At 42.3% G+C, this 24,944-nt stretch carries 29 protein-coding genes; 4 read left to right on the top strand and 25 right to left on the bottom strand.

The features are described from left to right. Positions 1-29: 29 nt before the first annotated feature. The 4 genes from ACFOHL_RS08250 to ACFOHL_RS08235 all read right to left on the bottom strand — a co-directional run bounded on the left by ACFOHL_RS08250 (position 30) and on the right by ACFOHL_RS08235 (position 3,454). On the bottom strand, positions 30-914 hold the full coding sequence (locus ACFOHL_RS08250; protein WP_376919748.1) for an amidohydrolase family protein: 885 nt from the start codon (positions 912-914) through the stop codon (positions 30-32). 3 nt (positions 915-917) lie between these two features. After that, complete coding sequence (locus ACFOHL_RS08245) at positions 918-1,670, bottom strand: SDR family NAD(P)-dependent oxidoreductase (RefSeq protein ID WP_376919747.1); 753 nt, start codon at positions 1,668-1,670, stop codon at positions 918-920. Between the two features lie 276 nt (positions 1,671-1,946). Next, the gene (locus tag ACFOHL_RS08240) at positions 1,947-2,288 is read right to left on the bottom strand and encodes a hypothetical protein (protein ID WP_376919746.1); all 342 of its coding nucleotides are present in this window, start codon (positions 2,286-2,288) and stop codon (positions 1,947-1,949) included. A gap of 407 nt (positions 2,289-2,695) precedes the next feature. Then, positions 2,696-3,454 carry a DeoR/GlpR family transcriptional regulator gene (locus ACFOHL_RS08235; protein ID WP_376919745.1) on the bottom strand — a complete coding sequence of 253 codons (759 nt, stop codon included), beginning with the start codon at positions 3,452-3,454 and terminating at the stop codon, positions 2,696-2,698. A gap of 263 nt (positions 3,455-3,717) precedes the next feature. On the opposite strand from ACFOHL_RS08235, the gene ACFOHL_RS08230 reads away from it, so the two are divergent. Further along, complete coding sequence (locus ACFOHL_RS08230; RefSeq protein ID WP_376919744.1) at positions 3,718-4,068, top strand: hypothetical protein; 351 nt, start codon at positions 3,718-3,720, stop codon at positions 4,066-4,068. 43 nt (positions 4,069-4,111) lie between these two features. Here the strand turns inward: ACFOHL_RS08230 and ACFOHL_RS08225 are convergent, their stop codons facing one another. The 13 genes from ACFOHL_RS08225 to yceD form a co-directional block, all read right to left on the bottom strand. Beyond that, positions 4,112-4,885, bottom strand: coding sequence for a TatD family hydrolase (locus tag ACFOHL_RS08225; protein ID WP_376919743.1), 774 nt, complete (start codon positions 4,883-4,885; stop codon positions 4,112-4,114). Continuing rightward, the gene (locus tag ACFOHL_RS08220; RefSeq protein ID WP_376919973.1) at positions 4,886-5,827 is read right to left on the bottom strand and encodes a hypothetical protein; all 942 of its coding nucleotides are present in this window, start codon (positions 5,825-5,827) and stop codon (positions 4,886-4,888) included. It abuts the gene before it with no gap. A gap of 1 nt (position 5,828) precedes the next feature. Further along, entirely contained in the window at positions 5,829-6,449 is a 621-nt protein-coding gene (tmk, locus tag ACFOHL_RS08215) for a dTMP kinase (protein ID WP_376919742.1), read from the bottom strand. 133 nt (positions 6,450-6,582) lie between these two features. Continuing rightward, entirely contained in the window at positions 6,583-7,629 is a 1,047-nt protein-coding gene (gene mltG, locus ACFOHL_RS08210; protein WP_376919741.1) for an endolytic transglycosylase MltG, read from the bottom strand. Beyond that, a complete protein-coding gene (pabC, locus tag ACFOHL_RS08205) occupies positions 7,613-8,470 on the bottom strand; it encodes an aminodeoxychorismate lyase (protein WP_376919740.1) in 858 nt (285 codons plus the stop codon). The genes mltG and pabC overlap by 17 nt, the downstream gene beginning before the upstream one ends. Positions 8,471-8,502: 32 nt before the next feature. Next, positions 8,503-9,741 (bottom strand): beta-ketoacyl-ACP synthase II, encoded by a 1,239-nt coding sequence (fabF, locus tag ACFOHL_RS08200; protein ID WP_376919739.1) that lies wholly within the window; start codon positions 9,739-9,741, stop codon positions 8,503-8,505. Between the two features lie 75 nt (positions 9,742-9,816). Further along, on the bottom strand, positions 9,817-10,056 hold the full coding sequence (gene acpP / locus ACFOHL_RS08195; RefSeq protein WP_376919738.1) for an acyl carrier protein: 240 nt from the start codon (positions 10,054-10,056) through the stop codon (positions 9,817-9,819). Between the two features lie 179 nt (positions 10,057-10,235). After that, complete coding sequence (gene fabG, locus ACFOHL_RS08190) at positions 10,236-10,973, bottom strand: 3-oxoacyl-ACP reductase FabG (RefSeq protein WP_376919737.1); 738 nt, start codon at positions 10,971-10,973, stop codon at positions 10,236-10,238. A gap of 25 nt (positions 10,974-10,998) precedes the next feature. Beyond that, the gene (gene fabD, locus ACFOHL_RS08185) at positions 10,999-11,901 is read right to left on the bottom strand and encodes an ACP S-malonyltransferase (protein WP_376919736.1); all 903 of its coding nucleotides are present in this window, start codon (positions 11,899-11,901) and stop codon (positions 10,999-11,001) included. A gap of 25 nt (positions 11,902-11,926) precedes the next feature. After that, complete coding sequence (locus ACFOHL_RS08180) at positions 11,927-12,886, bottom strand: beta-ketoacyl-ACP synthase III (RefSeq protein WP_376919735.1); 960 nt, start codon at positions 12,884-12,886, stop codon at positions 11,927-11,929. 3 nt (positions 12,887-12,889) lie between these two features. Next, the gene (plsX, locus tag ACFOHL_RS08175) at positions 12,890-13,912 is read right to left on the bottom strand and encodes a phosphate acyltransferase PlsX (protein ID WP_376919734.1); all 1,023 of its coding nucleotides are present in this window, start codon (positions 13,910-13,912) and stop codon (positions 12,890-12,892) included. Between the two features lie 9 nt (positions 13,913-13,921). Continuing rightward, on the bottom strand, positions 13,922-14,092 hold the full coding sequence (gene rpmF, locus ACFOHL_RS08170; protein ID WP_284216211.1) for a 50S ribosomal protein L32: 171 nt from the start codon (positions 14,090-14,092) through the stop codon (positions 13,922-13,924). 9 nt (positions 14,093-14,101) lie between these two features. Then, complete coding sequence (gene yceD / locus ACFOHL_RS08165; protein WP_376919733.1) at positions 14,102-14,623, bottom strand: 23S rRNA accumulation protein YceD; 522 nt, start codon at positions 14,621-14,623, stop codon at positions 14,102-14,104. A gap of 50 nt (positions 14,624-14,673) precedes the next feature. On the opposite strand from yceD, the gene ACFOHL_RS08160 reads away from it, so the two are divergent. Together ACFOHL_RS08160 and ACFOHL_RS08155 are read left to right on the top strand one after the other, a co-directional pair. Then, positions 14,674-15,303, top strand: a complete 630-nt coding sequence (locus ACFOHL_RS08160; protein ID WP_376919732.1) for a Maf family protein — start codon at positions 14,674-14,676, stop codon at positions 15,301-15,303. A gap of 162 nt (positions 15,304-15,465) precedes the next feature. Next, positions 15,466-16,599, top strand: coding sequence for an alpha/beta hydrolase (locus ACFOHL_RS08155; protein ID WP_376919731.1), 1,134 nt, complete (start codon positions 15,466-15,468; stop codon positions 16,597-16,599). Between the two features lie 30 nt (positions 16,600-16,629). Here the strand turns inward: ACFOHL_RS08155 and ACFOHL_RS08150 are convergent, their stop codons facing one another. The 5 genes from ACFOHL_RS08150 to ACFOHL_RS08130 form a co-directional block, all read right to left on the bottom strand. After that, positions 16,630-17,859, bottom strand: a complete 1,230-nt coding sequence (locus ACFOHL_RS08150; RefSeq protein ID WP_376919730.1) for a nucleoside recognition domain-containing protein — start codon at positions 17,857-17,859, stop codon at positions 16,630-16,632. A gap of 469 nt (positions 17,860-18,328) precedes the next feature. Next, the gene (locus tag ACFOHL_RS08145) at positions 18,329-19,198 is read right to left on the bottom strand and encodes an acyl-CoA thioesterase (RefSeq protein WP_376919729.1); all 870 of its coding nucleotides are present in this window, start codon (positions 19,196-19,198) and stop codon (positions 18,329-18,331) included. Positions 19,199-19,234: 36 nt separating this feature from the next. Continuing rightward, positions 19,235-20,101, bottom strand: a complete 867-nt coding sequence (locus tag ACFOHL_RS08140) for a 23S rRNA (adenine(2030)-N(6))-methyltransferase RlmJ (protein ID WP_376919728.1) — start codon at positions 20,099-20,101, stop codon at positions 19,235-19,237. Between the two features lie 170 nt (positions 20,102-20,271). After that, complete coding sequence (locus tag ACFOHL_RS08135; protein ID WP_376919727.1) at positions 20,272-21,201, bottom strand: sensor histidine kinase; 930 nt, start codon at positions 21,199-21,201, stop codon at positions 20,272-20,274. Positions 21,202-21,204: 3 nt separating this feature from the next. Beyond that, the gene (locus tag ACFOHL_RS08130) at positions 21,205-21,750 is read right to left on the bottom strand and encodes a heme NO-binding domain-containing protein (RefSeq protein WP_376919726.1); all 546 of its coding nucleotides are present in this window, start codon (positions 21,748-21,750) and stop codon (positions 21,205-21,207) included. Between the two features lie 181 nt (positions 21,751-21,931). Between ACFOHL_RS08130 and ACFOHL_RS08125 the strand changes: the two genes are divergently transcribed. After that, entirely contained in the window at positions 21,932-22,621 is a 690-nt protein-coding gene (locus ACFOHL_RS08125) for a heparan-alpha-glucosaminide N-acetyltransferase (RefSeq protein WP_376919725.1), read from the top strand. A gap of 43 nt (positions 22,622-22,664) precedes the next feature. On the opposite strand, the gene ACFOHL_RS08120 is transcribed toward ACFOHL_RS08125, so the two are convergent. The 3 genes from ACFOHL_RS08120 to ACFOHL_RS08110 form a co-directional block, all read right to left on the bottom strand. Then, the gene (locus tag ACFOHL_RS08120; RefSeq protein ID WP_376919724.1) at positions 22,665-23,087 is read right to left on the bottom strand and encodes a hypothetical protein; all 423 of its coding nucleotides are present in this window, start codon (positions 23,085-23,087) and stop codon (positions 22,665-22,667) included. 318 nt (positions 23,088-23,405) lie between these two features. Beyond that, complete coding sequence (locus ACFOHL_RS08115) at positions 23,406-24,293, bottom strand: hypothetical protein (protein WP_376919723.1); 888 nt, start codon at positions 24,291-24,293, stop codon at positions 23,406-23,408. Between the two features lie 12 nt (positions 24,294-24,305). Beyond that, complete coding sequence (locus ACFOHL_RS08110) at positions 24,306-24,938, bottom strand: hypothetical protein (RefSeq protein ID WP_376919722.1); 633 nt, start codon at positions 24,936-24,938, stop codon at positions 24,306-24,308. Positions 24,939-24,944 lie beyond the last annotated feature (6 nt).

Below are 24,944 nucleotides of genomic sequence, written 5' to 3'. Positions count from 1 at the left end.
CTTAGGATATGCCCTTCCCTCGTCAGAGCCTACATTTTTGCAAAAGCGTAACAGCGCGCGGCATTGTTATACATCAGATCGCTAGTAGATAGCCCCATGGCTCTTAAGTTCTGCAAAATTGCCTGCCAATAAGTATCATAGGGTTTGCTCAATAGCACGAGTGGAAAGTTTGAAGCCATCATTGTTTTATCTTCCCCCACGACATTTAGCGTTTCATCTATGACGCGTTTAACATCATCGTCACTGTATGATCGATTTTGCATCTCAAAACCCGATACTTTGACAAAGCATTGCTTTATATTGGAAACCTCCCGCATATTGTGTCGCCAATTATTTATATGTCGTATATTTTGTTGCCAATTTATCGAACCGGCGTGATTGATGCTGAGGTGAATAGACGGGTAGTCATTGAGCACTTGACTGAGTGCAGAAAAACTCTTTGCATCAGCGAAGTCCATTTGTAACTCAAATATCAAGCCTGTTTCACACAATAGCTTAAAATTTTCACGTGTATTGGGATGGCTCAAAATGCTAGCAGCCTGCTCGTCCAATATATGACGTACCCCAGATATTGCGGATGGTTGCCCTTGGTTTACGACTAATGCTTCAGATATTGTTTTACGAAACCTATCAGGTGGACTATTCAAATTTACAGTTATGATTGTCGATAGGGGTAAACCCGCTTTTTTTAACCAAAATTCAGCCTCAGCCAAGCTGTTTTCGTTGTCAAAACCGGCCTCAACATGCACATATGCAGCGAGTTTTAGCGGCGCGTTTATGCGCAAATCTGCTTCGCCAAAATCCCTACAAATAGTATGTTTGTCAGACCAAAAAGGCGGGTTATTAGGCTGTAGCCAGTTGTACATCCCTTGACTCAAAGCAAAAAAATGAAGATGTGGGTCAATGAAATCCATATATTACTGTGCCGTGTAACCACCATCAATTAACTGTATACTGCCCGTGATAAAGCCACTGCTCTCCTTGGCCAAAAAAAGCGCGTAGTCTGCTACTTCTGACGCTAGACCAATGCGACCAACAGGTTGCATGTTACCCTCTTCTTTATGCACATCAGCAAAGACGCGTCCCGACTTGTCGCAGTATTTTTGAATGGCTTTGCGATACAACGGCGTATCAATAGTTCCCGGACAAATCGCATTCGCCGTAATACCAAACTCGGCATAGTCTAAGGCCGTAGTTTTAGCGATAGAAGCTAATGCATGTTTACTTAAGTTGTAAGCAAAGGAATTGGTTTTACCAATCAATGCTTGATCGGATGCAATCAGAATAATTCTACCAAAGCCTTGTGATTTCATCGACGGTAGGCAAGATTGAATGACCGAAAACGCCCCTTTTACATTCAGGTTGAATAAGTCTATCAATTCTGCCTCACTTGTATTTTCGATATTGGCTGAAAGATGTTTACCCGCATTGCAAATTACCACTGCGATGCTATTTTCTTCACAGATTTTTGCAATGTGTTTTCGAACTGAATCATGTTGACGAATATCGCAAGGTATATGGCAATATCTTTCGGACTCTGAGGCTGCCAACGCCGCGCTGATGGGTGAGATATCCAGATTAAACACCTGATACCCTTGTGCCAAAAATAACTGTACAGTAGCAGCACCAATACCGGAACTACCGCCGGTGATTAGCATGGTCTTGTTCATGATGACTCGGTGTAGTATTAACTAAATCAATATCATACCGAAATCACTCAATCCATGCCTAGGTATTTACCCAAAAGCATGGATCGAGCTCGGAGAAAAACAATTTTTAAGTGTTTGAAGCGTTCATGGTGGGATTATACTTGGCAGCTCCCCTTACTTTAGTCGTAAAAACGCTACGAGTATGTCCATATACGCTTTGATTTTTCATACATGAAAAATAAATTTTACGACTAAAGTAAGGGGAACTGCCAAGTATAATCCCACCGTGTTGAAGTGTTATTGTAAGTAATGATAGAGCTTGGCTTTTTGACAGTCGTTGAGTTTTACACCCACGTTAGTTTGACGCCAAATCAAGTCATCTACACTCATGTTTGGGTTGTCATGAAGTAAATAGTCTATTTCGTTTTGATAAATTTCGTCACCAAAATTGCTGCCCATATCGTTGATGTCGTAGACACCCGCTAAAATTTTATAGGCACCATTGGCATAATCCCTTGCGTAGCGTTTTAGTAGAGATTTATTCAAGAACGGATAATCGTGAACGAGTTGTTCATACAAAGAAGTGGCGTTATCAACGGTATTATTTACCTTAATTGTTTCTACCTGTTCGTATTGCATTTCGATTCCCCTGTGTCGAAAGTTATTTAACCAGTACTTAAGCAAGTAATTAACTGTATATTAACATTCGAATGTGAACTTTCAAGTTGTTTTTCGAACATTTTCGAACATTTTCATTAAAAAATGTTCGAAAGAAAAGCTACAGACCGTTTATTCCTTTCACGAAACATCAGACCTTATCGATATCTGCACACTAAATGTAGTCAAGGAATAACAAATATGCAAAGGTGCGAAATGGCGAATAGTCTTATCTTTGGCCTGTTAGACAGGACAACATGCCTTTATGCTGGAGAATTAGTTTGATTTTGCTTGATTGTTTATGAACGATGAAGGCTGGGGAGGTCAGAGGCTGTTTATCTTTGTGTATTTTTTGGGTTGGCTCTAAAATAAACAAATATAAACAGCCTCTACACAATATGAAGATTTACCTCATTTTTCCTCATTAACTCATTTATTGCTTCGGGGGGCTGAGTATCCGTCACGAAATCGTTAGCTTGACTAATATTGCCAAGTTTAACCATAGCAAAACGACCAAATTTGGAGCCATCCGCGCCAAGAACCACTCGTCTAGAATTACGCATAATAGATTGCGCAACCCTTACTTCACGAAAATCAAAATCGAGTAACGAACCATCTTCATCAATACCGCTGATACCGATGATGCCAAAATCCATTTTAAACTGATTAATAAAATCTTCTGTCGCTTCACCAATAATTCCACCATCTCGATGCCTCACCTCGCCAGCGGCAATTAATACGGTAAAATCGTCTTTGATCGCTAGAATAGAGGCAACATGAAGATTGTTGGTGACTACACGCAAATTCTTGTGATTGAGTAATGCTCTGGCGACGGTTTCAGTTGTTGTGCCAATATTTATAAATAAAGACGAACCATCTGGTATCAAGCTAGCAATACGCGCTGCAATTTTTTCTTTTGCAGCGGCGTCCATTATTTTTCTCTTGGTATACTCAGTATTAGTTACGCTCGAAACTGTGCCGGCACCACCATGATGACGCCGTAGCTTGTTATCATTTGCTAATTGATTTAAATCGCGCCTAATGGTTTGAGGCGTCACATTAAAGTGGGCGACAAGGTCATCTATTGAAACAAAGCTTCGCTCTTTGACCAAAGCGAGTATTTCGTCTTGTCGTTTTTCTTGTGGCATAAAAGTTCTAAAATGTTCGTTTGACTACAAAACGAAAGTGTACACCATTTTCATACACTCGGCTAATTTGTTAATTTTTTATTATTACACTTATCGGACGGAACAGTACTTTGCAATAAACGATCGAATAGCAAACATATACAGCCCAACTAAATCACACTTTGAAGTTATAAATTAAAATTTGTACAAAACACTTGCATGTTTATTTATACAGTATTACTGTATATGAAAACAGTATGTATAAATACACAAGTGAGAAAATTATGGAATCGACCAACTTTTCAAATACAAATCAAGTAGTAGAAAAAAACAATGTGATTCAGTTATCTCGACATGCATTTAAACAGGCAAGTAAAACAGGATGGTGGTGTAATTTAGCGGATAGGCTCAATCTCGCAGTTAAACACCCATATGTGATATCTATAAAAAAAAGGCGTTTTAGCCAATATTCGCTTATCTGTGCTTTATTAAAAGCGGGGACGTGTGAAAAAATATTCTTTGATTGTGACCTCTCCCAAGCACAAGCAGAGTATCTAGGAAAATTACAGCGACATAGTAGAACCGAGCTAATTCATGCTCGATTGGCTGAGCAATTTAGTATGGAAATGGCATAGCTTTCACTATGCCATCACGATAAATGCTTTTCATGTTGAAAGCTTATTTTGGTTTAACCATGCTAAACAAACGATAAAAATTGCACTTACTCGCATGTGCCAGCTCTGCAACAGTGTCCCCTCTTAAATCAGCGATAAACTCAGCTACCCTTACAACATATTTCGGCTCATTTGTTTTACCCCGATGCGGGGTTGGTGCTAACCAAGGGGAATCTGTTTCAATGAGCAATTTATCCAAAGGAAGCTGTTTTACCGTTTCTTGCAACTCGCTTGCGGATTTAAAGGTGACAATGCCAGATATCGAAATATAAATACCCATTTCCATTGCCGCTTGCGCCATCTCTAAAGACTCAGTAAAACAATGCAATACAGCACCCGTATCATGTTCGTAATACTCTTTCAGTATCGCTAAGGTGTCTGCTTGCGCGGCGCGAGTATGAATAATCAAAGGCTTTTTTACGGTGTTTGCCACCTTAATGTGATCAATAAATGATTGGCGCTGCGTGTCTTTAGTTTCTTCACTGTAGTGATAATCTAGGCCAGTTTCCCCCACCGCAACTACATCGTCGCGCTTGGCGTATTCGAGCAAGGTATCATAATCACATGCGTCTTCTTGGTGTAATGGGTGAACCCCACATGACATAGACACATTATCAAACTTAGCAACGGCTTTGTGCATCGCCGCAAACTCTTTCACCGAAACTGCCACACATAACATGTGCTCAACCTTCGCATCTGTCGCTGCCTTAACAATGCTTTCCAAAGCTTCGGGTGATGAATTGATTCTATCTAAATGGCAATGCGAATCTACAAACACTTACTGCTCCACTTTACTATTAAGTTGTTTATAACTTGAAAATAACTGCCCCAACACAACACTGTTGTTTACACCAACTTGTTGTACCTTTCTCTTGGCTTCTGCTAGCTGGCATTGTTGCCAATCTGAAATAGCGATGATGTCAACTTGCGAATTATCGAACTGCTTATTCATTTCTTCAGTAATGATCGCATATAGCCAATCAAGCACGTCTGCCGCTTTTTCTTTATATTTTTCGCTTAACTCAAAAGCACTGATTGACACTTGACTAAGGGGTGAAACAAAACTTTGCCAATCATTTTTAAAGGTATCAAACCTTAAGCCCCCTTCTTCTAAGGTGCTAAGATATAGTAGCGGTGAACCGCCATGCGCTCTTAGCGTAGATTCTTCAGGAACCTCCACGTTTTGCGCCAATAAGAAGGCTGCACTTTGTTCATAAGTTGGCATGTTAAGCTTATGCTTTTCACAGCGGCTTAGTATAGTCGGTAATATGTGGTTGACCTCACAACTAGACAGAACCATGTAAGTATCATCCGTCGGTTCCTCCAAGGTTTTTAAAAAGGCATTACTTGCGGCTGCTGACATTGACTCAATGTTATTTATGAGTATGACTTTATTCCCACCGAGTTGTGCAGTTTTACTCACTTTTTCAATCGCAGATCGAATTGAATCGACACTAATTTGCGTCTTATCCCTCGTAATAAGATGTAGGTCTGGGTGAGATTCTGCTTCAACCAATAAGCAACTTTTGCACTCTCCGCATGCGCCTTGTTTACTGGTACGTTGCTGCGAATCTAAACAAAGTATCGATTTTGCTAGCGCATGGCTCAATACTTCGCTACCCGATCCTTTTTGGCTGTATAGCAGATTTGCATGGTGTAAACGTGCTTTATCCAATAAGGCAATAAAATTTGCTAAAGAGTGTGTTAACCAAGGGTACATATTATTCACTTAACCAGTCATCTAAGGCTGACAAAGCATCGGCGTGTACTTTTTCCATAGTCTGTTCGGCATCTATTGTGCAGGCATTCGGCATACCCTTTATTTGCGACACATACATATTCCTGACACGTTCAAAAAAAGCCGCACCCGCTAACTCAATACGATCCAATTCGCCGCGCCCACGCGCGCGCGCTAAACCTGTCGCAGGCGATACGTCCAAGTACACTGTAAAATCGGGAGAAAACTCTCCCAAAGTGATCTGTTTTAGCTGACTGAGCGAAGACAACGCCACACCTCGCCCCCCGCCTTGATAAGCCACAGTAGATAAATCATGCCGATCGCCCACTACCCAGGTGCCATTAGACAATGCCGGCAGTATCTTATTGGTGACCAGTTGGCTTCTCGATGCATACATCAATAACAGTTCAGTTTGCTCGGTGACTGTTTCATCCCAAGTATGCTTAACACAATCACGAATGGCTTCTGCCATAGGCGTACCACCTGGTTCACGAGTGGTCATCACTTCAAGGCCTTTAGCACGCAAGAAATCAACTATTGCTGAAATAACGCTACTTTTACCCGCGCCTTCTAAACCTTCGATAACAATGAACTTTCCTAGCATCAACTACCTTTTACTTATTATGCAATTATAAATGATTATATTCTTTTGTATGAGCAAGCCAACAATTTCACGCAAACGCATCGCTGCCTTTTAAGTCTTGCTTTTAATATGCACACCTTAGATGAATATAAACTTATTTTTTATTTAGCTGATAACGCCTGACTGCAGCATTGTGTTCATCTAAGGTTTCAGAAAATTGATGACTGCCATCTCCCTTCGATACAAAGTACAAGTATTCTGTAGAAGCGGGCCGCAAGGCTGCCATTATAGAATCTCTAGATGACATAGCAATGGGTGTAATCGGTAAGCCTTTAATTCGGTATGTGTTGTAGGGCGTCATAGCACGTAAATGCTTTCGTGTGATATTACCGTCAAATTCATCGCCAATACCATATATAACGGTGGGATCCGTTTGCAAACGCATATTTTGCAGCAAGCGATTCACAAACACACCTGCAATTAGATCTCGCTCACTTGCTAAACCCGTTTCTTTTTCAACGATAGACGCGAGTATTAAAGCCTCGTACATAGACGGGATTGGCAGGTCTTGGAAGCGCTGCTGCCAACTATCTTCAATGTATATTGACATGGCTCTAAATGCTCTATGAAGAATACTCAGAGCACTATCCTTGTATGAATAGTAATAGGTATCAGGTAACAAACAGCCCTCGATACTGGCATGCTTATTTTCGCAAAACGCGGTATTCTGCTGCCCTTCGGCACCTATCAAAGTGTCGTATAACGCTTGGATGTTGGGTAAATCTTGCTGTAAGGAGTCAAGGCGCTTAATCTGTTGATACCATTGTTTGATGGTTTGCCCTTCAATCAAGGTAATACTGAACTGCTTGGTATTCCCTGATGATACTCGCTCAAAAACATCAACTAAACGCGAAGACTTAGGTATCTCGTAGACACCTTTCTTAATGACTGCTTTTTCACTATTTAAGCGCAACCAAACTTTAAATAACAATGGGTTTGCACCAAGCTCAAAAGTTTCATTCAAGTCGTTGAATAAGCCAAGCGCATTGTCGCCACGCTCGACGTGTAAAAGGTACACGTCTTGATTAGCAACATAATGCATCTGTTTGTTGGCTTGATTAAGCACATAAAATGCGGATGCAAACGCAGCACATGCAAGGATGAATGTTAGAATAAGAAAACGTTTAATCCAAATCGACACGACACAGACTGTCCAATGTGAGGGCAAACACCTTTTGTGTGCTTTTTTTGCACAGCTCAATAACTTGAGACTGCAGTTCTATATGTGAAACCACCTGAATAATTTGCACCGCGTTGCATATAAATGCTGACCTTATTTGTCGTAGCTCATCAGGCTTATGCAATGCAACATGACAAGGTATGCCGGCATCATACATGACAGAAAGTATGTGTTTACGCATAACACCGTCCACCCCTTGAGAGGTCAAATCTGGTGTATACCACTCCCCCTCAAGCTCATAAAATACGTTTGCTGACGTCGCTTCTATTAGATAACCGTCATTGTTTAACAGTAGCAGATCATCAATATGCTCACCGTTTAACTTTCGTTGAACACATTCCTGCTTTGCTATCACCTGTTCTAGGCGGTTATTATGCTTGATGCCACTGAGAGCCGGCTGCGATGACATTCTTACATTCGCGAACGCGAGTCTTTGAGCAGGTTTATCTATTTGTAGGTTTTGCGCAGAACTAGCAAACGTAAATATATAAACTTCAGCTTGTTCGCAAGTTTCCGGAGAGTATCCTCTTCCTCCAATTCCTCTACTCACTACAACTTTCACAACATGCGGAAAATGTAAGCCTAATGCAATTTGCTTAATTTGTTCACTTACATCATGCCAATTGTCAAAGTGAATAAATAGTTTTCGAGCATCCGCTTGTAAACGTTGGATGTGCTGGTCTAAAAGAAATACACGCTGCTCACAAGCGAACATCGTTGTAAAACAGCCGTCACCGTATGCGAAGCTTCGGTCACGACTGTCGATATGTTTGGGGTTGACTTGTATATTCGCATTTACCATGGACAATACGCTCTACAGGTAACCCCTAATGTTTATGGACGTTTAAACAGTAGTGAGCCGTTGGTTCCGCCAAAACCAAAAGAATTACAAAGTGCGTAATCCCCGTCAATAGCGGCCGCCTTGTTTGCAACAAAATCTAAATCGCAGTCTTCACTAGGATTATCTAAATTGATCGTCGGTGGCGCCATTTGGTCACGCAGTGCCAAAATAGTGAATATGGCTTCTACAGAACCTGCAGCACCCAACAGATGCCCAATCATAGATTTAGTTGAGCTAACTTTGAGCTTGTATGCGTGCTCACCAAACACAGACTTAACCGCACTTACCTCTGCTTTATCACCAGCAGGTGTAGAGGTGCCGTGAGCATTAATATACACCACTTTATCTTGGTCAAGCGCTGCGTCATTTAAAGCATTCGCCATTGCATCTGCTGCGCCTTCCCCGTTCTCAGGCGGAGACGTCATATGATAAGCATCGCCACTCATACCAAAGCCTACAAGCTCAGCATAAATTTTTGCTCCTCGCGCCTTGGCCGATTCATACTCTTCCAGCATGACTACACCTGCGCCCTCTCCCATGACAAACCCGTCACGGTCTTTATCCCATGGTCTACTGGCTTGTTGGGGTGAAGCGTTATTTGTCGATAACGCACGAGCAGAGCCAAAACCTGCAATCGCTAAAGGCGTTATACTTGACTCAGAGCCGCCAGCTAGCATGGCATCAGCATCGCCATAAGCTATCGTTCTAGCAGCAATACCAATATTGTGCACGCCGGTAGTACAAGCTGTGACAACGTTCAAATTAGGCCCTTTCAAGCCCCTCATTATGGAGAGGAAACCAGAAATCATATTGGTAATAGTTGATGGTACAAAAAATGGAGAAACGCGTTTTGGCCCACTATTCATTAGCTTTGTATGATTTTCTTCAATCAAGGGCAAACCGCCAATGCCAGAGCCAATTGTCACACCGACACGCTTTGCATTTTGTTCAGTTATTTCTAGACCAGAATCATCTAATGCTTGAATGCCTGCTGCTATACCAAGTTGGATAAATCTATCCATTTTTTTGGTTTCTTTTTTGGAGATGTATTTTTCGACATCAAAGTCTTTTACTTCTCCTGCAAACCTAGTATTGAAATTTTCAGATTCAAATTGTGTGATGGCGTCAATGCCACTCTCACCTTTCAGAATTCGTTGCCAAGTAGTATCTACAGTGTTACCTAGTGGTGACAACATTCCGAGACCTGTTACCACAACGCGACGTTTAGCCACTTAAGCCTCCAGTAAAAAAATCCATTATGTAAACAAAAAAACGGCTCGTATAGAGCCGTCTTCTAGTAATATTGATTACGCGTCTTTGTTAGCGTTGATGTAGTCGATGGCTGACTGAACAGTAGTAATCTTCTCTGCTTCTTCGTCAGGAATTTCAGTATCGAATTCCTCTTCCAAAGCCATTACTAGCTCAACTGTGTCCAAAGAATCAGCACCTAAATCATCAACGAACGAGGCTTCAGCTTTGACTTCGTCTTCTTTAACGCCTAACTGTTCAACAATAATTTTTTTAACGCGTTCTTCGATGTTACTCATAATTACAGGTTTCCTTACATACCTTGTTTTAGATTATCCGGCGTAGTGTATTGCCGAAACGCCAGCCTTGCAAGTCTAACGCTTAATTTAGACCGTGGTCAAACCACAAAATTCGATTAATTGCCGATTAATGCAACAAAATGTACATTTTTCATCAAATATACACTTGTAACATAATTTTAACTCATAAACATGCCACCATTCACATGAATGGTTTCACCAGTGATGTAAGCAGCGGCATCGGACGCCAAAAAGCCAACCGTCGCCGCAATCTCTTTTGGATCACCTAGACGATTAGCTGGGATATCCTGAAAAATAGCGGCTTTTTGATCATCAGTAAGTGCCTTGGTCATATCAGTGTCGATAAAACCAGGTGCCACCACGTTGACCGTAATTCCTCGCGATGCAATTTCTCTTGCCATGGATTTACTAAAACCAATAACCGCAGCTTTTGCAGCTGCGTAGTTCGCCTGCCCTGCATTTCCGGTAGAGCCGACCACTGAACCAATATTGACAATGCGACCATGTTTTTTCTTCATCATGCCACGTAATACCGCTTTAGACAATTTAAAGACAGAAGTCAGATTTGTCTGCAAAATGTCATTCCACTCATCGTCTTTCATACGCATCAAAAGATTGTCACGGGTAATACCAGCGTTGTTGATAAGGATATCAGGATTACCGTAGGATTCTGTGATTTGGCTCAACAATTCGCTAATTGATTCATCACTCGTAACATTGAGTACAAAACCTTTACCGTTTTCGCCAAGATATTCACTAATTGCAGCCGCACCACTTTCTGATGTTGCCGTACCCAGTACGGTCGCTCCCATTGAAAGCAACTGCTCTGCAACTGCTCTACCAATACCACGGCTCGCGCCTGTGACTAGTGCCACTTTTCCAGTTAAATCAAACATATTTTTCCTATTTAATTCAGTTCAATTAATTGAACGACGAAAGTATCAACGTCTTGTCAATTCGCTTGTTAAGCCCTGCCAGTACTTTACCGGGGCCGACTTCAACTACTTCTTCAACGCCTTGACTGGCTAAAAATGTAACCGTTTCTGTCCAGCGAACTGGTTTGTATAATTGCCTAACCAAAGCGGCCTTTATCTCGTCAGCAGAGTGACAAACCGCAACGTCAACGTTATTCACTACTTCAATTTCGGGTGTGTTAAAGTAAATTGTTGACAGATAGTCTTCTAAACGCTCTGCTGCAGGCTTCATTAACTCGCAATGCGACGGCACACTAACGGCGAGAGGAAGTGCTCGTTTTGCCCCTGCAGCCTTTAATTCAGTGCCTGCTTGTTCAACTGCTTCACTATTGCCAGCAATGACCACTTGACCGGGAGAGTTGAAGTTTACTGCTGAAACAACTAAGCCTGTATCGGTTGAAACCTTATTACAAACCTCAATGATCTGCGCATCATCTAAACCAATAATCGCATACATAGCACCTGTACCTGCGGGTACAGCTTGTTGCATAAACTGACCACGCAATTCAACCAATTTTACTGCGTCAGTCAACGACAAGACCCCCGCCGCAACAAGTGCAGTGTACTCACCAAGACTGTGCCCTGCCAGATATCTAGGTTGTCTATCATTTGTTGCAATGTAGACCTGATAGGCGGCAATGCTCGCTGTTAACAAAGCAGGTTGTGTGATATCTGTTTGATTTAGCTTTTCCACCGGACCGTTTTGCACCAAATCCCACAAATTATAGTTCAATGCGTCTGATGCTTCTTCAAAGCAAGTCAATACGCTTTTGTGTTCAGCAGCTAAATCTGCCAACATGCCAAGGGATTGTGAACCTTGACCTGGAAAGACACATGCTAAAGCTGTCATGTAAAAATCCTTATATTTTTTATTTTTAATACTTAACTAGCGCAGACGCCCAAGCAAAACCACCGCCAAATGCTTCTAACAACAAATGTTGCCCTCGCTGTATGCGGCCATCTCGAATCGCCATATCTAGCGCTGTAGGCACAGTAGCCGCAGAGGTATTGCCATATTGCTCTAGGTTAACCACAACTTGATCAAGCGACATATTCAATTTCTTAGCCACCGCTTTGATAATTCTAAAGTTAGCCTGATGCGGCACTAACCAGTCGATATCTGACTTATCTAGTTGATTTGCCTCTAAGGTTTGCGACACGATTTCGCTTAGCTTTGTGACCGCCACTTTAAATACTTCGTTACCCTTCATCACGCCCCAATTCTCATGCACAGAGGCTTCCTCACCTCGGGTGGGGTTACCTACATACAAGAGATCTTTGTAAGACCCCGCCGCGTTAATATGGGTAGATAAAATACCGGGTTCTTCACTTGCTTCAATAATCGTTGCACCGGCACCATCACCAAAGAGTATCACCATACTGCGATCAGCAGGGTCAACTAAACGCGACAAACAATCTGTTCCCACAACCAAAATGCGTTTGACCATGCCAGAACGAATATATTGATCCGCAATACTCAAGGCATAACAATAGCCAGCACACGCCGCGGCAATATCAAAGGCTGGAATATTGTCAATGCCCAATATGGATTGAATTTCACAGGCGGTACTCGGCAAGGCATACCGTCCACTGGTGGTAGCGCACACAATCATATCAATATCTGAAGCCTTGATATTGGCTGCTTCTAAGGCCTTAAGACTGGCTTCCGCTCCCATTGTTGCCGCCGTCTCGTGGGGCGCAATAATTCTTCTTTCTTTGATACCCGTGCGATCGGTAATCCATTCGTCTGAGGTGTCGACCATTAATTCTAGGTCTGCATTTGTACGTACTTCTGAGGGGTGATAACTGCCCGTCCCTATAAAGCGTGAAAACATGGATTAGTGCTCCAACAATTCTTTTTCTATTTTTGTTTTTATCCTATCTGGTACGGATAGGTTAATTTCGGAAATGGCTTGCTTCAAAGCGTAATAACAGGCTTCAGCACTCGCATTACCATGACTTTTAATTACAATTCCGCGCAATCCTATCAGACTCGCCCCATTGTACTGGTCGGGGTTCATTCGCTGATACAGGCGCTTTAATAGCGGCAACATTAATTTGCTGACTAGCCTGGCAAGAAGCGTTTCCCTTGTTAGCACCTGTAATTCTTCAACCACCAGTTTTGCTATACCTTCACTCGCTTTTAGTGCAATGTTGCCAGTAAAGCCATCCGTCACCACGACATCAACCTCACCAGCAAAAATATCATCGCCCTCTACGTAGCCAACATATTGCAGGGCTTTGCACTCTTTTAATAATGCATCAGCGTGTTGAATCACGGAATTCCCTTTGATCTCTTCTTCGCCGACATTAAGCAACGCGACCTTAGGCGCATGTAAACCATCGCATGACTGTTTTAGAACAGAGCCCATTACGGCGTATTGCAACAAGTTTTCTGCATCGCAATTGACCGAAGCACCTAAATCTAGTAACAGTACTTTTTTGTCGCTGCGCGTAGGTAAAGATGACACCAACGCAGGCCGAGATATACCATTGAGAGTCTTCAGCACGTAGTTAGCCATTGCCATCAACGCACCGGTATTACCAGCACTCACACAGCCGTGGGCTAGTTGATTACTCACCAAATCTAGTGCTCTTCGCATTGAAGATTGCTTCATTTTGCGCAATGCAACTGCGGGTTTCATCTGCATGTCGACGACTTGTTCACACGCTTCAATAGACAACTGCGCATGTAAATGCGAAGGAACCTTGCTTAAAATTTCATTGGCTGATAACTGTGTCGCACACAACACAATATGTACGTTAGGGTATTCTGATAGGATTTTGGTGACAGCTGAAGAAAAAACATGGGGGCCTCGATCGCCCCCCATGATATCTAAAGCTATGATGACTTTAGTCAACGCTTTGCCTTACTTGGCAATAACTTTTTTACCTTTGTAAAAACCATCAGCTGTCACGTGGTGACGACGATGAGTTTCGCCAGAGGTTGAGTCAACAGACAAAGTTTCAGCTGTTAACGCGTCGTGAGATCTACGCATACCGCGCTTAGATCTAGTCTTACGATTTTGTTGTACCGCCATAGGTTACTCCTAATCTCGCTTAAGCTCTTTTAAAACCGCAAATGGGTTTTCACGTTCTACGTCCGTATCGATTTTTCCGAACTGCATGTCATCAGCTTTTTGTTTGCAATCTTCTTCTGCATGAAGTGCAACAATCGGTAGTGACAAAATCAACTCATCCTCCACTAACTGGAGTAAATCTATTTCTCCGTGGTCATTGACCTCAATCGGCTCATAGACGTCAGGTAATGCATCGGCTTGCTCTGTCCCCTGCACGGGACTGAAACAAAATTCAGTTGAAATTTCCAACGAAAATGATTCATTACAACGCTGGCAAATAAGTGAAGTTTCAACACGAGACCCTCCTTGGATGTAAGTAAGACTCTGCGCGTCTTTTGCAAACTCAACATCCACAGCAACATCGGTCAAAATATTTTCTACCGCTTCGCTCAATCTTTGCATAACAGAGGCTTGGTATATGCCTTTGTATGAAGCGCGTTTTTGCGCACTTTTGACTGGATCGATTGTTATTGGTAGCTTCACATTTGACATAGCGCGCGCATAATATAGGTTTAGCTGCCACGAGTCAAAGGATTTAACGTTTGAACAATAAGATTTTATTAGCTTCTTCATCCCCTTATCGCAAAACTCTTTTATCACAGCTGGGGCTGGCTTTTGACAGCCACTCGCCAAATATTGACGAATCCCCGAAAGAGCATGAATCAGCCGAACAACTTGCAAAAAGACTTAGCTTCGAAAAAGCGCAAGCCTGCCAAGACAAGTACCCCGATCACTTTATCATCGCCTCAGATCAGGTTTGTTGCTTGCAAGAAAGTGACAAACAAATCTTATTGTCAAAACCAGGTAATGCTGAGCGAGCATATCAACAACTCAGGCTTTGTAACAACAAACGTGTCGATTTTTATACTGGGCTTTGTTTACTACCGCCCGTCAATCTGACCACAAGCATTGATAAACAACTTCATCAACAGAAAAGCGTGTCGCGATTTTCAGTAAAATTCAGAGCGCTCGACGACTCTGAAATTTTGAACTACGTACAATTAGAAAAACCTTTTGACTGCGCAGGCAGCTTCAAAGTAGAAGGCTTAGGCATGCATTTATTCGAATCATTAGAGGGCGAAGATCAAAATAGTTTGATCGGATTGCCATTGCTGAATCTATGCAAAATGCTGCGTGCGGTCAACATCAGCCCATTAGTGGCCAAACCCTGAGTACTTGCGTCTGTTGAAAAGCGCATGGCAACAAATAAGCACATACTTATTTACATTTCATTAATTTACACAAGTAATATCGCTCCCTAAGATTAAGTAACCTGAACTCGGGATAAGTAGCTTTAAATCAAAAGCCACAAACTAATCTACTGAGGAATGAATATGCTCCGTGTATTTTTAGCTGGATGGGTAGCGCTCATGTGTTTTTGCACCAATGCGCAAGATACGGTAGATACGCCTAATACCAATAAAGATAAAATCGTATCCAAGCCCTACGTACTACCTTGGACTCATGAAATATCTTTTCATTCTGACATTCAACAACAGGATTACCACCTAATCGTCCGTTTTCCTTCTGGATACCAAGAATCAGAGACAGGGTTTCCCGTTATATACATATTAGATGGTCAATATCATTTCACCTTAGTGTCAGGTGCGCACGGCAACTATGCGTGGGATGGCACCATTGAGAAAGCGATGACGGTGGGTATTACTTGGGCTGGAGAAAACATCAACGTCGAGCAGATGCGTTTCCAAAATTTTACGCCCTCAGAATCGCCTGCGCATAAGCCCTCGGGTGGCGCCGACACTTTCATTCGTGTACTAAAAAATGAAATTATTCCTTTTATCGAGGGGCACTATAAAACTAACGGCAATCGCACTATCACCGGCAGTTCCTTAAGCGGTTTGTTTGCCTTGTACGTCATGACAAAAGAGCCCGATTTGTTTAACAATATTGTTGCGTTATCTCCCTCCCTTTGGTGGCAAAACCGAGAGGTAGAAACGCTCATCAAAACTCACTTCGCTAAAACGGACGTACCCGCCGTCAGGCTTTACTCGGCCAGAGGTGAATATGAGCTATATGGCATGAAATCAAATGATGCTTTGTTTGAAAGCCTCAATGCACAAGACCATAAAAATTTATCCATTAGATATGATATCGTCAAAGGCGCAGGACATTCAGGTGTTAATCCTATCGGCTTCGCTCAAGGCATGCGATTTGTGTTTGGCAAAAACGATCTTGAGATTCCCAAAGAAAGCAAACAACAAATGGTAGGTGACTATATATCTGAACATCAGTATATGCCCAAAACAACACTTAAAAGTGATGCTATTGGCCTATATCTTGTCGATCCGGCAATGAATAAGATTTATATCCGTTCTCACAGTTCTTCTGAGTACTACATCAACGAATTCAATGCAAACCTACGTTTTTCGGATTTAAAAGACGGTCAGTATCACACCATTACCGTATCGCCTCACAATCAAGACGATATTGTATTTACTCGACAGTAACTCTCGGCATTTGTCGCGAATATAAAATGCTTAGCCAAAAAACCAGTAAGACACCGCTATTGCGGTAAAAATACCGGCCGCATCTGCGGCCAAACAACAACCGACGGCATAGCGACTGTGTTTTATCCCGACTGCCCCTAAATACACCGCCAATACGTAAAACGTTGTTTCGGTTGAGCCTTGTAATACCGAAGCCAAACGACCAGCGAAAGAATCTGCACCGTGATATTGCATCGTTTCTATCATTAGTGCCCGCGCACCCGAACCACTCAAAGGTTTCATTAAGGCGTTTGGCAGTGCATCAACAAAGCGAGAATCAAAGCCAATAGCCGTAACAAGATATGCCACAGCATCGGTGACAAAATCCATCACACCACTTGCTCGCAACATGGCGATAGCCACCAACATCGCTAACAAATAAGGAATGATCGAAATAGCCACCTCGAAGCCCTGTTTTGCCCCCTCAACAAATAGCTCGTAGGTATTTTTCTGTTTTCGATACCCCGCCACTAACACTATAACGATAAATAGAAACAAAGCAGAATTGGCTATCAAACTCGACTGAGCGGCTAGTTTTTCAGCAGCGACATTTGAAAAATATAAAATAATTGCGGCTAAGAAGCTAAAAATAGCCACTAAATAGGTAAGCACCACTTTATTAAACAGATTGACGCGTTGCACCGCACAAGTGACCAGCAAACCCGCTAAGGTAGAGGCACTTGTCGCGAGTATTATCGGGATAAAAACATCTGTAGGCGAAGCCGCACCTTGTTCAGCGCGATACAAAAATACCGCAATAGGAAAAAGCGTCACCGACGAAGTATTGAGTACCAAAAACAATATTTGGGAGTTTGTCAGTGTATCTTTTGTCGTCGTCAAGCTTTGCATATCTTGCATGGCTTTGATACCAAACGGCGTAGCGGCATTGTCTAAGCCCAATACATTCGCAGACATATTCATAGTAATACTGCCAATTGCCGGATGGCCTTTGGGGATATCGGGCATTATACGCCGTAAAAATGGTTCCAGAACTCGAGAAAACTTTGCGACTAAACCTGCATGTTCCGCCACTTTAAAAATACCCAACCAAAACGCTAACAAGCCAATTAATCCGATAGCAATATTGACACTGGTTCGCGCCATGTCGGTTACCGCTGTCATGACTTCTTCAACACTACCTAAGTCTCCGTTTACTAAGACACTCCAACACGTTGCAACAAACGCACTTAAAATAAACGACAACCAAATTTTATGTAACATTTCTTACCCGTTTTTGCATTGAACGCATGCAAGTTAGCCATCAAACACCTCAATACGCAAATAAAAATTACGCCGAACTGTGGATAAGTTGTGAATTAGCTGTGTGAGTCCATGTATTTTTTGTGGAAAATTTGTACTGCTAAATAAATGAATAATATAGTTTTTTGCTTTGTATATAATTTAAACGACAAAATTTGTACTGAAAATCTACACTTTTGTTCAAAAATAACTTTAAAAATTAATTCATTATGAGCTATTATGATTATTCGAATACCTTTCGGTTTTAACACTTCTCCCTGTGTTAAAAGGACGATGTACTGGGCGTGCAGCCCAAATATAGGATGTAAAAGTTAGCGCACGGCTCAGCAATGAGCCAATCCCCTAAGCCTGGAACATTTTGTTCCGGGCCTTTTTCTTTTCAGGCATAGCTTTCTTTGTAAGCACAGTTAAACTAAGGGAATACGCTGATTCACTCGTCTGACTTAATACGGATCAGCCCCTCTTGAGAAGAAGACGCAAGCAAATCGCCATTCGAATCAAACACCTTACCTTGTACCAAGGCTCGGCTATTTCCACTAGACGGACTTTTTAAAGAATAGAGTTTCCAATCATTGAACGAAAAAGGACGATGGAACCACATGGCATGATCAATAGTCGCGATGCGGAGTTTTTTGTCCATCGGTGAAATGCCGTGCGCTTGTAATGCCGTACTCAAAAAGTGGTAGTCAGAAGCATACGCCAAGGAGGCTTGATGCAAGGCAATATTGTCTTGAGCCAGTGCTTCCCTCGCCTTTAGCCAAATTTTTCTGAGCGGCGTTTGCTTGCTGCCAGATAATGACTTAGCAGCATCTACTGTACGAATATCAATGGCTCGATGGTAATCCAAGCGTTTACGTAAATGTACCGGCATATTGGCATTGCTAGCAATGAACAAATCAATATCATTTGGCAGTGTATCGGCAGGTGGAGTTTCGGGCATTTCAGCTAACTGATGTGACAATTCACATTCATCCGGTAGTTGAAATGAAGCTGTCATATAAAAAATCACTCGTCCGTTTTGTATTGCCTTAATCCGACGAGCCGAAAAACTACGCCCATCTCTGACATTCTCCACATCGTAAACGACTGGTAAGGTAGCTTCTCCTGGCAACAAAAAATACGAATGAAACGAGTGTAGGACTCGGTCTTCCGGCACCGTTTTATAGGCCGCAATGACCGACTGTCCCAAAACTTGACCGCCATACAAAGCGCGAAACCCTAGATCCCAACTATTACCGCGATACAAGCCAAGCTCTATGGTTTCTAAGTCAAATAACGAGGTTAATTTTATATCTTTCAATGTACTGTCTATCCCCTTAAATATTTATGCGCGCCACTACTTAGGCTCATTTAACCAATATACACGAGAGCCCTTAGCACCGTTTTCCGAGACTTCACTATCAAGGATCATCAAAATAGTGTTTAGTGTTTCGTCCAATTCATAGGGTGGATTAACGATACAAAGGCCGGAGGCATACATGCCAATATTGCTGTCTTCATTGCAGAAACCAAACTGCGCTACTAATATTGGTTGTTCTAGTCGCTGAGATAGATTGAGCAACATCTTCTCGGCCAACCCTGCCTTAGGCGTTTTTTCTAGTGCTTTGGTTTTTCGGTTCACTCTCGTAGACGAGAGCACAGGGTACCAAATAGCAAAGGTGCCATTGGGCCATTTTTTAAGCGCATCCTCAACAGCGTTTGAGACCTCGTCGTATTCATCTGCATTTTCATACGGAGGATCGATGAGTACCATGCCACGATTTGGTTTAGGTGGCATAAGCCCCTTTAAGACCTCAAAACCATTGCGTTGATGGGTACTGCCAGCACGATGCACAAAATACTTAAGCTCTCGATAAATCTCTGACGCTAGCTCATTAAAATGAAACTTATCCTGCTCTCTAGCCATACTGATGGCTAGCGCTGGTGAACCCGGGTATTTGTTTGCATTCTTATATTGTTCGATTATTGCTTTATAGCCTTGCAAAACTTCAGAGGCGTGTTCAAAGCTGAGTTGGGTAAATGCGTACGTATCTTGATGTTCACCTTGAGAAGACAAAGCATACTGCCCCGCTCCAGCATGCGTATCGAGGTAAAAATACGGTTTAGATTTACGATTAAATTTTGAAAGTAAAGCAATTAAAGCCAGGTGTTTAAATACATCGGCATGATTACCGGCATGATATTTGTGCTGATAACTTAGCAATATAGAGTTCTCACTTTGGTTTTACTCCCCCCAAAAGCACTAAGGCGTATGAGTTTCAGTATCGTCATAGTAATTCATCTGCTCCACTTAGTCGACAGCGCTTTTTAAAGACGATATATTGAAGTCACGGTCAGTAAAACGACTCAGTTCAGTTAGTTGCTTGGTCTGTTTCAGGTACTTAACGGAAATTTTAGGGTAAACCGTGTCCCCTTACCCACAGCGCTTTGAACGGATATTGAACCATTGTGCTTATCCATAATACCGTGAGAAATAGACAAGCCTAAGCCAGTGCCCACACCCACGGGCTTTGAGGTATAAAAAGGATCAAAGATTTTGCTCAAGCTATCATCTGAGATCCCCACACCATTGTCGGCCACCTCGACCACCACAAAGTCTTGCGCTACATAGCTGGTAATTCGCAAAATACCTTTTTGCTCACAAGCTTGACAGGCATTAATAAACAAGTTTATAAAAATTTGGTTAATTTCGCTTGGCATGCCATTAATCATAGGGCATTCACCTAAGACCAACTCTACTTTCATTTTATATTTCAATTCGTTTTCTGTCGCTTTTAAGCAATCATGAATACACTCATTGATATCGCATTTTTCAAACTCGTCTGTGCCTTTGTGAGACAGCTTTCGCAAGTTTGCTACAATGTCGCGCACTCGCTCTAAACCGTGAATCGTGTCATCCAATAACTCTTGTGTGTCTTCTTTAATAAATGCTATATCCTCTGCCCGACGCAATTGTTGATAATCAGACAATCGCGCTTCGGCTGATTTGTCATTGCCCATTAACGCGGAGTCCAAAGACAGAAGCACCTTGCAATACTCGCTAAGCGTGTTGATATTACTGAGACAAAACCCGATTGGATTATTGATTTCGTGCGCCACCCCTGCTGAGAGTATGCCAAGCGACGCCATTTTTTCAGACTGAACCAATTGTGCTTGTGTACTTTTTAACACATCGACTGTTTTTTTCAGCTCGACGACATTTGCGTACAACTCTCGAGATTTATCATCCAACAACTGCTCTGCCATTTCGCGCGCTTTTCTTTCGCGTTCGTAAGCGCGCGCATAGTTTACTGCGTCACCCAAAACTCAATCCTCGATGCTGATGATCAACTTACACCTTTCATCACCTTGATGCATACATTCTGGGTGAGAAATAGTGACCTTTCGTTGAAACTGTTCTGCAGCCCCTAAAATCAATCCCTCCGCAGCGTGGCATAGTTTGCGCTTTGAGGCATAGTACATCACGAGATCACCTTCTGGTGTTTCAGTGTATTCAAACTTGGGTAAATATGCGTCAGGGTGAATACGCTGTACTTCAACGTGAATAACTGAGTCTATGGAAATTAAAAACTCTTTTAAGTCGCTGATATGCTCAATATTTGGTGGCATGTTGCTGTATAATTTTCCGAACAAAAATTTTCCAAATGCTCTGACTAAATCTGTGGCGGGTAAGCCCGTTTTTTCTGCTAAGGCGCCCACCAAAGCAAATAATTCATTGTCGTCATACTGCTGACCTCTAGTGTAAATTCCGCCAGAGGCAGGTTGGACATTGTCTAAAATTTCATCCCAAGCACCCATTCCCTGTTGCTCAATCACAAGATCGGAAAAAGCAGTAAATATTGCACCTTGCATACCATTAACCCTCTTTACGTTGGTGTTTAATTTTGTTGATGTCTTTGTTTAGTGAATTGCAAGCCCTAGAACAGTTATCACCAAAAAAATAATAGGTTAAATATACAATTTAGCAAATTGTAGCGGTAGGATAGTGGAAAAGGTATGAACCTCGCTCGACCTCTAGGAAACACGTATCAATATGAGAATAGTCACGATCGACCTTGCGCGCTCGCTCGCCATTTTATTAATGGTTGTTTTTCATTTTTGTTATGACTTGAAAATGTTTGGCTACGTCAGCTGGGATGTGCCCGATGGTGGCGTTTGGCAGCAGTTTCGCTGGCTTATCGTGAGCCTGTTTTTTTTGTGTCTCGGCGTATCTTTGTCGCTTGCATATTCAGAGCAAATACATTGGCGCAAGTTTATTGTGCGAACAAGTCAAATCGCTGCTGGTGCACTAGTTATATCCGTCGGCAGTTATTATTTCATCAGAGAAAACTGGATATTTTTCGGTGTACTACATTTTTTAGCGCTCTCAAGTGTACTGGCACTGCCCTTTGTAAGGTATCCGCGAGTGAGTGCACTTCTTGGCACCTTGGTTATTGCCGTTGGTGCATTTCAACTGGTTCCTACGCGATGGCCCTTTCATCTACTATTTGACAACTTACCCAGCTACACAAATGATTACGTCGCATTCTTTCCGTGGTTCGGCATGGTGTTACTGGGTGTATGCTTGGGGTACAGTCAATGGTTAAAAAACGATCCTTTAGGATTTATTAAAAACAATAAGAACGCCAAGTACTTTGTGTGGCCGGGGCAACATAGTTTAATGATTTATTTACTCCACCAACCTGTACTAGTAGTGCTTATACTCCTTTACGGTTTGCTCTAGGACATGTATGTCTCTGCGTATCGCCATATTTTCTTGGCGTCCTCTACCATACGCCCTGCGGTATTTTGCCTGCTGTCTCTTTTTCTCGCTGCAAAAGGGTGTAGATCACCTTTTCGTCATTGACAGCACGATGAAAATGAATACGTAAGTTGGCAAGAATCTTAGCCATAAAAAATAGCAAGGTATCTCGGTCCGAGGCAAAGACAACATGTAGCTCACTTTCAGCCGATGAACGCACGAACACTGCATGATGTTGATGTGCACTGTGGTGAACTAAAAATGACTCGATACTTTTGATATCTTGTGCGCTGAACCCCCTCAATATTATACGCACTGGATTAGTCCCCGACATAGCTGATCGCTGGTCTTCACTCAATCGCTCTGAAGCAATAATAGGTAAACTCAAAGCCGAACTAAAAAACAGCAAAAAAGCGATGATGATTGCACGACGAAATCGTTGATCCACTACACTATCCTTTAACTCATTGATTGGCGACAAATGCGCTATACACATCCTAACTCGTATTGACTAGGGTCTGTTGACCTTTGGTGCACAATTTTGGAGCGGTTTGTGCTTCATTTATACAATGCAGAGCGACTGTCGTGTAGTTGTTCTACATCAAGGAGCGATAAAGCAGTAGAAATGAAGCACAAGCCCTGCCCAGAAGGGTTCAATTCTAGTCTATCTGCTCCTTGTTGCAGCCTTTTGACTTAACCCATTAGGCCTGCAAGTCTGCGCCGCGATCAGACAGACTATAATTGAACAAAACTTGTACACCAAAGGTCAACAGGCCCTAGCAAGTGTCCAAATTTGAGCGAGTTTTTTATTGTTCAGCCATATAGCCCGTAACTGTAATAAGCCCTTGTCTAGAATATACTCTGCTGAAAAGGCAGTAAGTGGCTCTCCTGCTAAGTTTTGAGCAATGTGACGGCTAAGTGCCAGATCAAACCAAGCTGGATAGACGCGTACTAAATCTCCTTTGCTTACATAAATTTTGCGTAAGTCTCGTTCATTGTCAAATATATACCCTTGAATTTTACGTAAAACATTACTTGGATTGTGTTGTTGCTCTGCCAAATAAGCAAGACCAGATTGACCATGTGTGCGCTCTATACTGGCGAGCTTAACCCCCACACATTGATATAAAAATTTGCCAATTTTTTTTCGTTCATAGGCTGAATTTGGCATTCTGATTTGAAAACCCTTCTTGCTCAATTTCGAGATTGATGCCATGTAGTTATGTGCTAACGCGTCATTATTTAGGGCTGAAGCCTTCTTTAGTTGCTCAGTTTGAATCGGCGTTTGATCATGCTTTGCAACTACACTTGGGGACAAAATCTCGTTATCAACGGCTTGCTGTCCGGCAATACGGGTAACGACACTTTGGCTGCTTGCAGGCAAAGGGGGCATAGCCACTGCTACCCATTCTGTGTGTAATGCCTGCGGCTCTCTTGTAGAGTCAGTCGCCTTTTCATGTTGCTCTGTATTCTTTAAAGACTGTGTGTTTTCCTCGTGTTCTATCTTGTCTTTATGAATCGGGTCTTCATGAATAGGATGATGTAAGTTTGGCTCGACAAAGAATGAGTCAAGAATAAGCACAACAATAACAACAGCGGTGCTCAGCATCCACCATACCTTGTCATTTTTGCCATCCAGCCTATCAATTAACATCGAGTTTGCGCATTACTGAGACACGATAGAGATTGCCGCTAGTTGACGCTTGGTCGACAAATCTCGAAGCTGCGCCAGTTGTTGCAAACGTTTTGCCCTGTCATCTTCATCTGTATTGTTATTGACTGTAATAGCCGATGCTTCTGGCGCGACAATCGTATTACTGCCGTCCTCTATTTTCGTTTCGGTATTTGTTTTAAGTGCGTCCGTAGCGGTAAGCGCACTATTCTCTGTAAGCTTATGGCTATTCTCTGTAAGCTTATGGCTATTCTCTTTAAGCTCATGACTCAGCTTAGCTAAACTAGGCTGTTCACCGTATACAGCATCTTGTGAATCACTGTTGCTGGGTTTGTATGCTTTGGTTTTTCTGAGCACCGCTAAGCTTGTTTTTAAACTCTCAATGTCTTGCTTTAGCGCCTGATTATCTGTATTCAAGATCTCAAGTTTTGCCTCCACTTGAGTTAACATGAATTTAAGATCTTGGCTATTGTGGCTATCTTGTGACACGTTTTTTTCTACTCGATTGCCCCAAGGGCTTACGTCAGTGAACCTTGCTGTCATCCTCTCTGTAAATAATGACTTGCTCGCTAAGTACAAGCCAGCAGATAGTACCACCACAAAAAATAACACTTTTGCATTCATCATCTTTCT

This window comes from Agaribacter flavus (assembly GCF_042646125.1).
Classification (GTDB): domain Bacteria; phylum Pseudomonadota; class Gammaproteobacteria; order Enterobacterales; family Alteromonadaceae; genus Glaciecola; species Glaciecola flavus.
The sequence above is the reverse complement of the archived record's forward strand: the minus strand, read 5'-3'. Positions and strand labels throughout refer to the sequence as shown.